The organism is Pseudomonas sp. FW507-12TSA, from assembly GCF_058781435.1.
The window spans coordinates 124,982-138,404 of sequence record NZ_JBYSWT010000010.1 but is presented as its reverse complement, the minus strand read 5'-3'; the positions used below and the strand labels follow the sequence as shown (position 1 = coordinate 138,404).

The window sequence follows — 13,423 nt, the reverse complement described above, 5'->3', positions numbered from 1 at the left end:
GCTCGCTCCTGCAGATGCATGCGCAGGAGCGAGGCTTGCCCGGGATAAGACCGTAATACCCCAAAAACCTCGATGCACTGACTGGAATCCAAGACCATGAACACCAAGCTCCCGCGCCATCCGGTCAAAGCACTGGCCCTCGCCCTCGGGCTCTTCGCCAGCAGCGTCTTCGCCGCCGAACCGCCACTCAAGGTCGGCACCACCGCCGCCTTCGCCATTCCCCTGGAGGCCGCCGTCGCCGAAGCCGGCAAGCAAGGCCTGAAAGTGGAACTGGTGGAGTTCAGCGACTGGATCGCGCCCAACGTCAGCCTGGCCGCCGGCGACATCGACGTGAACTACTTCCAGCACATCCCGTTCCTGGAAAACGCCAAGGCCGCCGCCGGTTTCGACCTGGTGCCCTTCGCCCCGGGGATCATCAACAACGTCGGCTTGTACTCGAAGAAGTACAAAAGCTTCGACGAACTGCCCCAAGGCGCCAGCGTGGCCATCGCCAACGACCCGATCAACAGCGGTCGCGGCCTGCAACTGCTGGCCAAGGCCGGGCTGATCGAGCTCAAGCCCGGGGTCGGCTACAAGGCCACCGAGGACGACATCATCGCCAACCCGAAGAAGATCAAGATCCTCCAGGTCGAGGCCGTGCAACTGGTGCGCGCCTACGACGACGCCGACCTGGTCCAGGGCTACCCGGCCTACATCCGCCTGGCCAAGACCTTCGATGCCGGCTCGGCGCTGCTGTTCGACGGCCTGGACCACAAGGAGTACGTGATCCAGTTCGTGATCCAGCCCAAGAGCAAGAACGACCCGCGGCTGATCAAGTTCGTCGATATCTACCAGCATTCGCCCGCCGTGCGCGCCGCCCTGGACCAGGCCCACGGCAAGCTCTACCAGGCCGGTTGGGAAGGTTGAGATGACAGTCGCCACACATAAGCTTGCGCTCCCCGAACCCGAACCCCAGAGCGCCGAACGGACCGAGCTGCATCCGGACCTGAACCGCGCCCAGGTGCGCTTCATCGGCCTGGGCAAGACCTACCAGGGCCAGCAGGGTCCGGTCCAGGCCCTGCACGGCATCGACCTGGCGATCCAGCGCGGCGAGGTGTTCGGCATCATCGGCCGCAGCGGCGCCGGCAAGTCGTCGCTGATCCGCACCATCAACCGCCTGGAACGCCCCAGCAGCGGCCGGGTGCTGATCGACCAGGTGGACATCGGCGAATACGACGAAGACCGCCTGGTGGCGCTGCGCCGACGCATCGGCATGATCTTCCAGCACTTCAACCTGATGTCGGCCAAGACCGTGTGGCACAACGTCGAGCTGCCGCTGAAGGTGGCCGGGGTGCCCAAGGCCCAGCGCCAGCGCAAGGTCCGCGAACTGCTGGAACTGGTGGGCCTGAAGGACAAGCACCAGGCCTACCCGGCGCAGCTGTCCGGCGGACAGAAGCAGCGGGTGGGAATCGCCCGGGCCCTGGTCCACGACCCCGAGATCCTGCTGTGCGACGAGGCCACCTCGGCCCTGGACCCGGAGACCACCCAGTCGATCCTCGGCCTGTTGCAAGAGATCAACCAGCGCCTGGGCCTGACCATCATCCTGATTACCCACGAGATGGCGGTGATCCGCGATATCTGCCACCGGGTGGTGGTCCTGGAGCGTGGGGGGATCGTCGAGCAGGGGCCGGTGTGGAAGGTCTTCGGCGACCCGCAGCACGAGGTCAGCAAGACCCTGCTGGCGCCCTTGCAACATGAACTTCCCGAAGAGTTGCGCCAACGCCTGCGCAGCCATCCCGAGAGCGCCGCAGCGGCCGTGGTACTGAGCCTGCGCTTTACCGGCACGCAGCGTGACGAACCAGACCTGGCGGCGCTGTTCAACGCCTTGGGCGGGCGCGTGCGGCTGCTGCAAGGCGGGGTCGAGCGCATCCAGGGCCATGCCCTGGGCCAACTGCTGCTGGCGGTGCAGGGCTCGTCCCTGGGCGCCGAAGAACTGCGCCAGCGCGCCAGGCAATGGGCACAACAGGTAGAGGTGCTGGGTTATGTGGCTTGAACGTTTGCTCCAGGGCGTCCTGGATACCCTGCTGATGGTCGGCGTGTCGTCATTGATCGCCCTGCTGGCGGGGATTCCCCTGGCAGTGATCCTGGTCACCAGCGGCAAGGGCGGGATCTACCAGGCCCCGGCGCTGAACCGGGCGCTGGGGGCCTTCGTCAACCTGTTCCGCTCGATCCCGTTCCTGATCCTGATGGTGGCGCTGATCCCCTTCACCCGGCTGATCGTCGGCACCACCTACGGGGTATGGGCGGCCGTGGTGCCGCTGACCATTGCCGCCACGCCGTTCTTCGCGCGGATCGCCGAAGTCAGCCTGCGCGAGGTCGACCACGGGCTGATCGAAGCGGCCCAGGCCATGGGCTGCCGACGCTGGCACATTGTCTGGCACGTGCTCTTGCCCGAGGCGCTGCCGGGCATAGTCGGCGGCTTCACCATCACCCTGGTGACCATGATCAACTCCTCGGCCATGGCCGGGGCCATCGGGGCCGGCGGGCTGGGAGACATCGCCTACCGCTACGGCTACCAGCGCTTCGACAGCCAGATCATGCTCACGGTGATCGTGTTGCTGGTGCTCCTGGTGGCGGTGATCCAGCTCGGCGGCGACCGCCTGGCCCGGCGCCTCAACAAGCGCTGAGCCGCTTCGCGCACTTGAAGGCCCGGCGGCCTTGGCACAGCCTCGCAGGCCCGGCAGCGGCTCCAAGCGCGTACCCACAAGACCCGCTTCGTGTAGCCGCTGCCGCAGGCAGCGCCCGCCAACCTTGCCTTTGCACAGGTGTATATTGAGCCGGTCCCCATCACGCCGTCCTGCCGCCATGAAACTTGCCCCCGACGATCTCGACACCATCACCGCCACCACCCTGGGCCACTACAACCAGGTGGCCGAAGGCTTTCGCGAAGGCACCCGCGACCACGACGTCAGCCAGAACATCGACGCCCTGCTGCGGCATATCCAGGGCACCGCGCCCTTCACCCTGCTGGACTTCGGCTGCGGCCCGGGGCGCGACCTGCGCACCTTCACCCGCCTGGGCCATGTGGCCGTCGGCCTGGACGGCAGCCAGGAGTTCGCCCGGATGGCCCGGCAAGACAGCGGCTGCGAAGTCTGGCAGCAAGACTTCCTCAAGCTCGACCTGCCAGCGGCACGCTTCGACGGGATCTTCGCCAACGCCGTGCTGTTCCACGTCCCCGGCCAGGAACTGCCCCGGGTACTCAAGCAACTGCATGGCACCTTGAAGCCCGGCGGGGTGCTGTTCAGCTCCAACCCCAGGGGCGACAACCAGGAAGGCTGGAACGGCGCCCGCTACGGCGCCTACCACGACCTCGCGGCCTGGCAGGCACTGCTCACCGCCGCAGGTTTCATCGAACTGGAGCACTATTACCGCCCCGCCGGCCTGCCCCGGGAACAACAACCCTGGCTGGCCAGCGTCTGGCGCAAGGCCTGAGCCGCCCTCTGCGTAGGAGCGAGCAGGCGGCGATCCGACTTGCCCGCGTTAGCGAGGCGCCTGATACACCGCCATCGCGAACACGCTTCGCGCCTACGAATCAGCGGCTGTCCTGGTCCGGCTTGGGCTCCTTGATCCGGTACCAGGCCACGTACAGCGCCGGCAGGAACAGCAGGGTCAGCAAGGTGGCGACGATGATGCCGCCGATCATGGCGTAGGCCATCGGCCCCCAGAACACTTCCCGGGCGATGGGGATCATCCCCAGGCTGGCCGCCGCGGCGGTCAGCAGGATCGGCCGCCGTCGGTGGTGGGTGGCTTCCAGTACCGCATCCCAGGGCTCGTAGCCGTCCTGCTCGTACTCATCGATCTGGGTCACCAGGATCACCGAGTTGCGGATGATGATGCCGATCAGCGCCAGGATCCCGAGGATCGCCACGAAGCCCATGGGCGTCCCCGTCGGCACCAGGGCCAGGACCACGCCGATCAACCCCAGCGGCGCGACACTGGCCACCAGGAACATCTTCTGCACGCTGTGCAGCTGGATCATCAGGAAGGTCGCCATCAGGAACAGCATCAGCGGCACCACCTTGGCGATCGGCCCCTGGGCCTTGCCGCTCTCCTCCACGGTGCCGCCGGTGGCCACCGAATAGCCGGCCGGCAGCCCGGAAGCGAACCTGTCGATGGTCGGCTTGAGCTGCTTGACCAGGTCGGTGGGCTGGATCTGGTCGCGCACCGCCGCCTTGATGGTGATGGTCGGCTTGCGATCGCGGCGCCACACCAGGGGCTGCTCCAGTTCGTAGCGCACGCTGGCAAAAGCCAGCACCGGGATCGAGGTGCCGCTGGGGGTGACGATCTGCAGGTTCTGCAAGGTATCCGGCGAACCGCGCTCGCTGTCGTCGGCGCGGCCGACCACCTTGATCAGGTAGATGTCGTCATGCACCTGGGTCACGGTGGAACCGCTGACGATGCTGTTCATCAGTTGCGCCACGTCTTCCGAAGACAGGCCCAGCTGCCGCGCCTTGTCCTGGGCGATGTCGATGCGCAGCACTTTGCCCGGCTCGTTCCAGTCGTAGATGATCTCGCCGATGTGCGAATTCTTGTCCAGCTCGGCGGCCAGCTCGATGGCGTGCTTGCGTACCTGGTCGATATCCTTGCCGCTGACCCGGTACTGGATCGGCCGGCCCACCGGCGGTCCCATCTCCAGGGCCTGGACATAGCTGCCGATGCCGACGAAGTCCTGGCGCAGGCGCTTCTGCAGGCGCTCGGTCAGTGCGGTGCGCTGCTCCAGGCCCTTGCTGACGATCACCAGCTGGGCGTAGTAGGGGTTCTGCAGTTGCTGGTCCAGCGGCAGGTAGAAGCGGATCGCCCCTTCGCCGATGTAGGTACTCCAGCGCTCGATGTCCGGATCGTCCTTGAGGGTCGCCTCCAGGCGATCCACCGCCTTGCGAGTCTCGTTGATCGAGGCATTCTGCGGCAGGTTCAGGTCCACCAGGATCTCCGGCCGGTCCGAGGACGGGAAGAACTGGTTCTGCACCAGGCCCATGCCGAACACCGAGGCGACGAACAACAACACGGTGATGCCGATGGCCCACCAGCGGTTGCGCATGGCCCATAGCAGGCCGCCATTGAAGGCCCGGCCGACCCGCCCCGGCTCCTCGGAGTGAGGTTTGACGTTGGTGCTCAGGATATGCACGCCAATCACCGGGGCGAACAACACCGCGACGATCCACGACACCAGCATCGCCACCGCGATCACCGCGAACAGAGTGAAGGTGTACTCCCCGGCCGAGCTGGCATTGAGGCCGATGGGCACGAAGCCGGCGACAGTCACCAAGGTCCCGGTGAGCATCGGGAAGGCCGTGGAAGTGTAGGCGTAGGTCGCCGCCTGCTCCTTGCTTTCACCTTTTTCCAGGCGCGTGACCATCATCTCCACGGTGATCATCGCGTCGTCCACCAGCAAGCCCAGGGCGATGATCAGCGCTCCCAGGGAAATACGCTGCATGGTGATGCCGCTGTACTCCATGAACAGGAAGACCATGGCCAGCACCAGCGGGATCGAACAGGCCACCACCAACCCGGCCCGGACCCCGAGGCTGATGAAACTCACCACCAGGACGATCACCACCGCCTCGAACAATGCGCTGGTGAAGCCACCCACCGCCTCCTCCACCACCTCGGCCTGATCGGAGACCTTGTGCACGCCGACGCCCACCGGCAGGTCGGCGGTCAGCTGGTCCATGCGCGCGTGCAGGGCCTTGCCGAAGTCCTGGATATTGCCGCCCTTCTTCATGGCGATGGCCAGGCCAATGGCCGGCTGGCCGTTGAAGCGGAACATCGGCGTCGCCGGATCGACATAGCCACGGCTGACCTGGGCGATATCCGCCAGGCGATAGAAACGGTCGTTGAGCCGCAGGTTCACCGTGGCCAGGTCCTTCTCCGAGGCGAACTGCCCCGAAGTGCGCACCGAGATCCGCTCCGGCCCGGCCTCGATCACCCCGGCCGGAGTCACCGCGTTCTGCGACTGCAGGCTTTGCAGCACCTGGCGCTGGTCGATCCCCAGGGCCGCCAGCTTGCGGGTGGAGAAGTTCAGGTAGATCACCTCGTCCTGCTCGCCGACCATCTCTACCTTGCCCAGGTTCGGCACCTCGCGGATCTGCGCCCGCACCTGCTCCACGTAGTCGCGCAGCTGGCGCATGCTCAGGCCATCGGCGGTGAAGGCGTAGATGGAGCCGAACACATCGCCGAACTCGTCGTTGAACCCTGGCCCCTGCAAGCCCTGGGGAAACTCGCCCCGGATGTCGTTGATCTTCTTGCGCACCTGGTACCAGATGTCGGGGATGTCCTTGCCGTTGGTGGTGTCGCGCAGGTAGACGAACACCGTCGACTCGCCGGGGCGGGTGTAGCTCTTCACGTAGTCCAGGGAGTCGAGTTCCTCGAGCTTCTTCTCGATGCGGTCGGTGACCTGCTTGAGGGTTTCTTCCTGGGTCGCGCCGGGCCAGCGGGTCTGGATGACCATGGTCTTGATGGTGAAGGACGGATCTTCCTCGCGCCCCAGGTTCATATAGGAGAACACGCCCATCAACAGCGCCACGAACATCAGGTACCAGACGAAGGATTGATGCCTGATCGCCCACTCGGACAGGTTGAAGCTCCCTTTGTTGGCGGGCGTCATTGTGCGCGGTCCTCATCGATTTTGACTTTCTGCCCCGGCTTGAGGCTGTTGACGCCGGCGCTGACGATCCGCTCGCCGGGCTGCACGCCCTGGCTGATCAGGATCGAATCATCATCGCGGCTCAGTACCGTCACCTCACGGGGCGAGACGGTATGGGTCTTGGGGTCGATGACCCAGATCCGGCTCTTGCCATCCACCTGTTGCAACGCGGTCAACGGCAGCTCGGTGCGCGGCGCGATGGCCGAGCTCAGGGTCACGCTGATGGCGGTACCCAGGCGGAATGCCTCGGGGGTGTCCTTGAGGGTCAGGCGGGCCCGGCGGGTGCGGGTCGCGCTCTGGGCCTGGGGTTCGATCTCGCGCACCGTGGCGCTGGTGCCGATGCTCGGGTCCAGTTGCGCCGCGACCTGGAACACCACGTCCGCCGGCAGCTGGTCCACCAGGTTCGCCGGCAGGTCGATCACCGCTTCCTTGACTTCCGGCCGGGCCAGGGTCACCACCTGCTGTCCGGCGCTCACCACCTGCCCGGCCTCGGCCTTCCAGGCGGTGACCACGCCGCCGTGGTCGGTGTGCAGCTCGCTGTAGCCGAGCTGGTCCCGGGCCTGCTGCACCGAGGCCTGGGCCTGGTCGAGGGAGGCGCGGGTGGTCTTCATGTCGGTCTGGGCCAGGTCCAGCTGGGCCTGGGCCCCGACCCCACGGTCGAACAGTTCCTGCTGGCGCCGGGCGTTGGCCTGGGCATTGATCCACTGCGCCTGGACCCGGGCCAGGTCGCCCTGGGCCGCCCGCAACTGGTTCTGCTGGTCGGTGGGGTCCAGGGTCGCCAGCAAGTCCCCGGGGGCCACCTCGGCCCCGACGTCGACATTGCGCTTGGCGATGCGTCCCGGCACCCGGAAGCCCAGGTTGGTCTCATAGCGGGCCTGGATGTTGCCGGCAAAGCGCCCCAGGCTTTCCTCGGACTGCGGCGTCACCTGGATCCACAGCACCGGACGCACCGGTTCCGGCGGTGCGTCGTGCTTGGAGCAGGCAGGCAGCAGCACAACGGCGCACCACAACAAGGCCAGGCGCTTCATGGCTGTTGCTCCTGGCCGGTGGTCTGGCCGGCGATCTCCACCGGTACTCCCGGATACAGCAACTGCCCGCCGGCCACCACCACCTGCTCGCCGCCCTCGAGGCCTTCGCTGATGATCACCTTGCCGGTCAGGTAGCGCCCGACCTTGACCTTGTGCAGTTGCGCCCTGCCGTCAGTGTCCACCAGCCATACCGCCGGCTCGCGCAGGTCCTTGGTCAGCGCCGCCCAGGGCAGCAACACGCTGGCCTTGGCATTGGCGCGAGCGGTGGCGCTGACCACCGAACCCAACTCCATGCCCGCCGGCAAAGAGTCGAGCTTGACCTTGACCTGCACCGTGCCGCTCTGGGCCGAGACCACCGGGGTCACTTCGCGGACCTTGCCGGTGGTGGTCACCTTGGGATTGTCCAACAGGGCGATGTGGATGGTTTCCTGCCCCGGTGGCTGCATCACCAAAGACTCATAGACGTTGAATACCGCATCGCGCTCGCCGTCCTGGGCCAGGCTGAAGATCGGCTGCGTCGCCTGCATCACCTGGCCGACCTCGGCCTGGCGGGCGGTGATCACCCCCGGGACTTCGGCCACCAGTGCGGTGTAGCCCAGTTGCTCGCGGGCGTTGGCCAACTGGGCCTGGGCCGCGCTCAAGGCGCTCTGGCTGCTGTGCAGGGCGGCCTTGGCCGAGTCGTATTCGCTCTGGCTGGTGTAGCCCTTGGGCAAGAGTTTCTGCTGGCGGACGAACGCGGCGCTGGTCTGCTTGACCCGCGCCTGCTCGGCGAACACCGCGGCATTGGCCGAGTCGACGTTGGTCTGCAGGTCCTTGGGGTCGAGCCTGGCCAGCACCTGGCGAGCCGCGACCCGGTCGCCAACATCCACCATGCGCTGGATGATCTTGCCGCCAACGCGAAACGACAGATCGGTCTGGACCCGTGCCTGCACATCGCCGGTAAGGGTCACCGACGCCGCGAACTCGCTGCTCTGCACTTGCTGGACCCGCACCCGCGGATGATTCTTTTCCGTGGGCTGCTCCGCCCCGCAACCAGCGAGCAAGGCCAACAGGCAAAACCCCACTACCCACTTCGTATCGAGACCAGCCATGCAGGCTCCTTTTGCTTGATCGATGCGCCGTGACGTTTACGACTGTGAGCTTAGAACAGGGTTCCACCCTTGTACTGCCCGCCGCAGCCCAGGGTCTGGAGATCGTCCACTTGAAGGCCCTGCGGGCCTTGGCGCAGCCTCGCAAGCTCGACAGCGGCTTCAGGTTCGCCCCGTGTCGCCGCCGCAGGGATGGCGCGACAAGAGCCATGGGGATTGGGCACACTGCGCGGCACGCAAAGGAGATCCGGCATGCTCAAGACCCTGGCGGTGGCCAATTACCGCTCCATCAACAAACTGGTGATTCCCCTCGCTCGGCTGAACCTGATCACCGGCGCCAACGGCAGCGGCAAATCCAATCTCTACCGCGCCCTGCGCCTGCTGGCGGAAACTGCCCAGGGCGGGGTGGTCAACGCCCTGGCCCGGGAGGGCGGGCTGGACTCGACCTTCTGGGCCGGGCCGGAAACCATCAGCCGACGCATGCGCAAGGGCGAGGTGCCGATCGAGGCTGGCGTGCGCTCCTCCAGCAAGCGCCTGCGCCTGGGATTCTCCGGCGAGGACTTCGGCTATGCCATTGCCCTGGGCCTGCCGGAACCCAGCCGCTCGGCATTTGCCCTGGACCCGCAGATCAAGAAGGAATGCATCTGGTCCGGGCCTTTCTATCGCCCCGCCAGCCTGCTGGTAGACCGTGACGGCCCGTTGATCCGGGCTCGCCAAGGCCGGGCCTGGGACGTACTGGCCCAGCACACGCCGGAGTTCGACAGCCTGTTCGACCAGGTGGGCAGCCTGCGCACTTCGCCCGAGGTGCTGCACCTGCGCGAGTCCATTCGCCGCTGGCGCTTCTACGATCATTTTCGCTGCGACAGCGAAGCCCCGGCGCGCCAACCGCAACTGGGCACCCGCACCCCGATACTGCACCACGACGGCCGCGATCTGGCAGCCGCCTTGCAGACCATCCGCGAGATCGGCGATCCCCAGGCCCTGCAAGCGGCCATCAGCGATGCCTTCCCCGGAGCCCGCCTGGAGATCGACGCGCAACCGGGCGGGCGCTTCGCCATCGAGTTCTATCAAGAAGGCTTGTTGCGCCCACTGTCGGCGGCGGAGCTGTCGGACGGCACCCTGCGCTACCTGCTGCTGGTGGCGGCCCTGCTGACCCCGAGACCGCCAACGCTGATGGTGCTCAACGAACCGGAAACCAGCCTGCACCCCGACCTGCTGCCGGCGCTGGCGCGCCTGATCATCCGTGCCTCGGAGCAGTGCCAGGTGTGGGTGGTGTCCCACGCCCGGCGCCTGATCGCGGCCCTGCAGGAAGACCCGGAATGCAACTGCATCGTGCTGGAAAAGGAACTGGGCCAGACGGGCATCGTCGGCCAGCGACAGCTCGACGAGCCCGCCTGGTACTGGCCCGATTGAGCAGCCTCAAAAGCATCGCGGGCAAGCCTCTCTCCTAAGGTCTGCGTAGGAGCGAGGCTTGCCCGCGATGGCGTACTCAAGAGCGCTTCAAGCGCCCGGGGCGGATCACCCCTGCCACTTGCCGCCTTCGACGATCACGCTGTCGGGGTTGGTGTCGTCGCTCAGTTCCTTGCGCACGTACTGGTCGTACAGCTTGAGCAGGTACTTCTGCTCGCCCAGCTTGGCCAGCTCGGCGTTGACCCAGTCACGCAGCTCGGTGTTGCCCTTCTTCACCGCCGGGGCGATCGGCGCCTGCTCGCCCAGGGTCTGGGGCAGTACGCGGTAGCCCGGGTTCTGCTTGGACCAGCTGAGCAGGATCAGGTTGTCCTGGGCGTAGGCATCGCCACGGCCATTGGCCAGGGCCTGCAGGGACTCGGTGTTCTTCTCGAACTTGAGCAGCTTCCAGTCCGGGTGGTTCTGGGTCAGCCAGATATCCGCGGTGGTGCCGGTGGTGACGATGGTGGTGCGGCTCGCCAGGTCATCCAGGCTCTGCACCGGGCTGCCCTCGGGCACCAGGGCCTGGACCGCGACCTTGAGGTTGGGGTTGGTGAATTCCACCGCTTCCTTGCGCTCGGGGGTCACGGTCATGTTGGCCAGGATCAGGTCGACCTTGTCGCTTTGCAGGAACGGAATGCGGCTGGCCGGCTCCACGGCGACGAACTCCACCTTGTTCTCGTCGCCCAGCAGGTCCTTGGCGAACTGCCGGCCGATGTCGGTATCGAAGCCCACGTAGCGGCCGGCCTCATCGACGAAACCGAACGGCGGCTTGTCGGTGAACACGCCGACGATCAGCTTGTCCCGGGCCTTGATCTTGTCCAGGTAGCTGGCCGCCGGCGCAGCGCTGGCGGCACTGGCCGCAGGCTTGGGGGCCTCGGAGGATTTATCGCAGCCGGCCAGCAGGGCCAGGCCGAACAACGGCAGCAACAACAGTGAAGACTTGACGGTTTTCATAAGAGCTCCAGTTCCTTTCTAGGGGCTTTCTTGGGTAATGCTTCGACGAACGAGAACTTCTCCAGGAACTGCTGCGCGCGAACGGTCTGCGGGTTCGTGAAGAAAGCCTCGGGGGTGTTCTGCTCGAGGATGCGGCCAGCGTCCATGAACACGATGCGGTCGGCCACGGCCCGGGCGAAGGCCATTTCATGGGTGACGATCAGCAGCGTCATGCCGTCCCGGGCCAGGCCCTGGATCACCTGCAGCACTTCCTTGACCATCTCCGGGTCCAGCGCCGCGGTGACCTCGTCGAACAGCATCACCTGGGGGTTCATGCACAGCGAGCGGACGATGGCGATGCGTTGCTGCTGGCCGCCGGACAGCTGCCGGGGAAACGCCTGGCGCTTGTCCGCCAGGCCGACCCGCTCCAGCAGCGCCTCGGCCTGGGCCTGGGCCTCGCGGCGCTGGCGCTTCTGCACCTTGAGCGGGCCGAGGAGGATGTTGTCCAGCACGTTCATGTGGGGAAACAGGTGATAGCTCTGGAACACCATGCCGATCTGCTGGCGTACCTGGCGCCAGTCGGTGGCCGGGTCCAGCAGCTCGCGGCCGGCAAAGCGCAGGTGGCCGCCCTGGGCGCTTTCCAGGCCGTTGAGGCAGCGCAGCAGGGTACTCTTGCCGCAGCCGCTGGGACCGAGGATGACGATCACCTCGCCCGACGCCACGCTCAGGTCGATGTCGCGCAGCACCTGCTGCGAACCGAAGAACTTGGTGAAACCCTGGAACTCGATCAATGCGCTCATGCTTGCGTCCAGCGCCGCTCCAGCACGCGGGAGGCGGCCGATAGCGGGTAGCAGATGAAAAAGAAGAACAGGAACAGGACGCCGTAGATCAACACCGATTCGTAGGTGCGCTCGATGATCTGCTGGCCGACCTTGATCACGTCCACCACGCCGATCAGCACCGCCAGGGAGCTGGTCTTGATGATCCGCGTGTAGACGTTGATGGTCGGCGGCGTCATGCGCTTGAGAGCCTGGGGCAGCAGCACGTGGCCATATAGCTGTAACGTCGACAGGCCGATGGACAGCCCCGCCTCGCGCTGGCCCCGGGGCAACGAACGCAGCGCCCCGCGCACCACCTCGCCGACCTCGCTGGCGCCCCACAGCGACAGCACCAGCACCGCACAGGTGAAGCTGGGAATGCTGATACCGAAGAAGATCGGGAAGCCGAAGAACAGCAAGTACAGCCAGACCAGCGCCGGGATCGCCCGGAACAGCTCCAGGTAGATGCGCAGCGGTACATCCAGCACTCGCCGCTGCAGGCTGCGCAGCACGCCATAGAGCACGCCGCCCAGGGTGCTGAAGAGGATGCTCAGCAAGGAGATCGACAAGGTCTGCTCGGCGCCCCGGGCCAGTTGCGGCAGGGACACCAGCAGCAGCTCAAGACCCGAACTGGCCATGTTGCAGCCTCCTTTCCAGGTAGCCGAGCAACAGCGACAGTGGCAAGAACAGCAGCACGCAGATCAGCGTCAACACCGCCAGCATCTCGTAGGTCTTGTAGTACAGGGCGATGTAGCTCTTGGTGGTGTAGAGGATCTCCGGCACCGCCACCGCCGAGACCACGGTGGTCTCCTTGAGCAGGAAGATGAAGTTGGCGAACAGCGACGGCAGGCTGAGGATGCCCGCCTGGGGCAGGATCACGTAGCGCAACAGCTGCCAGCGCGACAGGCCGATGGAACGCCCCGATTCCAGCTGGGCCAGCGGCACCGCCTCGACCCCGGCGCGCAGCACCTCGGTGAGATAGGCACCGCCGAGGAAGGTCATGGTGATGATCGCCGCGGTGAAGCCGGAGACCTTGATCCCCAGGGCCGGCAGGGCGAAGTAGACGAAGAACAGCTGGATCAGCAACGGCGTGTTGCGCGCCAGCTCCACGTACAGGCCGATCAGGCGGTGCACATAGGGCGTACGGAACACCAGGAAGGCAGCGTTGATCAGCGCCACCAGCAGGGAAGTGCCGATGGCGATCAGGCCGACCTGCAGGGTCACCCCCACGGCCTTGAGGAACGCCGGCAGGGTGCTGAGGATGAAAGCGTAGTCGAGGGTCATTGAACGTCCTGGACGTCGCCGGGATACGGCGACGGTGATGCAGTCCATGGGGCGATGGGTAATCGCCCGGCTGAGCGCGACTCTAAAGCTATAAAAAGCAGAATTTAAATACCGTTAAGGCATATTGATATCACCCAAAAA

At 65.9% G+C, this 13,423-nt stretch carries 12 protein-coding genes; 5 read left to right on the top strand and 7 right to left on the bottom strand.

The window, feature by feature from the left end:
- The first annotated feature begins 96 nt into the window (after positions 1-96).
- The 4 genes from AC3WK8_RS12120 (at position 97) to AC3WK8_RS12105 (ending at position 3,471) form a co-directional block, all read left to right on the top strand.
- Positions 97-906, top strand: a complete 810-nt coding sequence (locus AC3WK8_RS12120; RefSeq protein WP_103324769.1) for a MetQ/NlpA family ABC transporter substrate-binding protein — start codon at positions 97-99, stop codon at positions 904-906.
- A 1-nt stretch (position 907) separates the two neighbouring features.
- Positions 908-2,032 carry a methionine ABC transporter ATP-binding protein gene (locus AC3WK8_RS12115; protein WP_103324770.1) on the top strand — a complete coding sequence of 375 codons (1,125 nt, stop codon included), beginning with the start codon at positions 908-910 and terminating at the stop codon, positions 2,030-2,032.
- A complete protein-coding gene (locus AC3WK8_RS12110; protein ID WP_103324771.1) occupies positions 2,022-2,666 on the top strand; it encodes a methionine ABC transporter permease in 645 nt (214 codons plus the stop codon). Before AC3WK8_RS12115 ends, AC3WK8_RS12110 begins: the two co-directional genes overlap by 11 nt.
- Positions 2,667-2,844: 178 nt before the next feature.
- Complete coding sequence (locus AC3WK8_RS12105) at positions 2,845-3,471, top strand: class I SAM-dependent methyltransferase (RefSeq protein ID WP_022644171.1); 627 nt, start codon at positions 2,845-2,847, stop codon at positions 3,469-3,471.
- 100 nt (positions 3,472-3,571) lie between these two features.
- Here AC3WK8_RS12105 and AC3WK8_RS12100 read toward each other — a convergent pair whose 3' ends face one another.
- The 3 genes from AC3WK8_RS12100 to AC3WK8_RS12090 are packed head-to-tail and all read right to left on the bottom strand — an operon-like array spanning position 3,572 to position 8,801.
- Positions 3,572-6,643: an efflux RND transporter permease subunit gene (locus AC3WK8_RS12100; protein WP_103324772.1), complete on the bottom strand. Its 3,072-nt coding sequence runs from the start codon at positions 6,641-6,643 to the stop codon at positions 3,572-3,574.
- Positions 6,640-7,710 carry an efflux RND transporter periplasmic adaptor subunit gene (locus tag AC3WK8_RS12095; RefSeq protein WP_085598110.1) on the bottom strand — a complete coding sequence of 357 codons (1,071 nt, stop codon included), beginning with the start codon at positions 7,708-7,710 and terminating at the stop codon, positions 6,640-6,642. Before AC3WK8_RS12095 ends, AC3WK8_RS12100 begins: the two co-directional genes overlap by 4 nt.
- On the bottom strand, positions 7,707-8,801 hold the full coding sequence (locus AC3WK8_RS12090; protein WP_085598109.1) for an efflux RND transporter periplasmic adaptor subunit: 1,095 nt from the start codon (positions 8,799-8,801) through the stop codon (positions 7,707-7,709). The genes AC3WK8_RS12095 and AC3WK8_RS12090 overlap by 4 nt, the downstream gene beginning before the upstream one ends.
- Before the next feature lie 249 nt (positions 8,802-9,050).
- Here AC3WK8_RS12090 and AC3WK8_RS12085 point away from each other — a divergent pair, with 249 nt between their 5' ends.
- Positions 9,051-10,211, top strand: a complete 1,161-nt coding sequence (locus tag AC3WK8_RS12085) for an AAA family ATPase (RefSeq protein ID WP_103324773.1) — start codon at positions 9,051-9,053, stop codon at positions 10,209-10,211.
- Between the two features lie 105 nt (positions 10,212-10,316).
- Here AC3WK8_RS12085 and AC3WK8_RS12080 read toward each other — a convergent pair whose 3' ends face one another.
- Genes AC3WK8_RS12080 through AC3WK8_RS12065 form a run of 4 tightly spaced genes read right to left on the bottom strand, consistent with a single transcriptional unit; the run spans position 10,317 to position 13,282 of the window.
- Positions 10,317-11,201 (bottom strand): transporter substrate-binding domain-containing protein, encoded by an 885-nt coding sequence (locus tag AC3WK8_RS12080; protein WP_103324774.1) that lies wholly within the window; start codon positions 11,199-11,201, stop codon positions 10,317-10,319.
- Complete coding sequence (locus tag AC3WK8_RS12075; protein WP_085598105.1) at positions 11,198-11,980, bottom strand: amino acid ABC transporter ATP-binding protein; 783 nt, start codon at positions 11,978-11,980, stop codon at positions 11,198-11,200. Before AC3WK8_RS12075 ends, AC3WK8_RS12080 begins: the two co-directional genes overlap by 4 nt.
- Positions 11,977-12,636, bottom strand: coding sequence for an amino acid ABC transporter permease (locus AC3WK8_RS12070; RefSeq protein WP_103324775.1), 660 nt, complete (start codon positions 12,634-12,636; stop codon positions 11,977-11,979). The genes AC3WK8_RS12075 and AC3WK8_RS12070 overlap by 4 nt, the downstream gene beginning before the upstream one ends.
- Positions 12,617-13,282: an amino acid ABC transporter permease gene (locus tag AC3WK8_RS12065; protein ID WP_053132750.1), complete on the bottom strand. Its 666-nt coding sequence runs from the start codon at positions 13,280-13,282 to the stop codon at positions 12,617-12,619. Before AC3WK8_RS12065 ends, AC3WK8_RS12070 begins: the two co-directional genes overlap by 20 nt.
- Between the last annotated feature and the right edge of the window lie 141 nt (positions 13,283-13,423).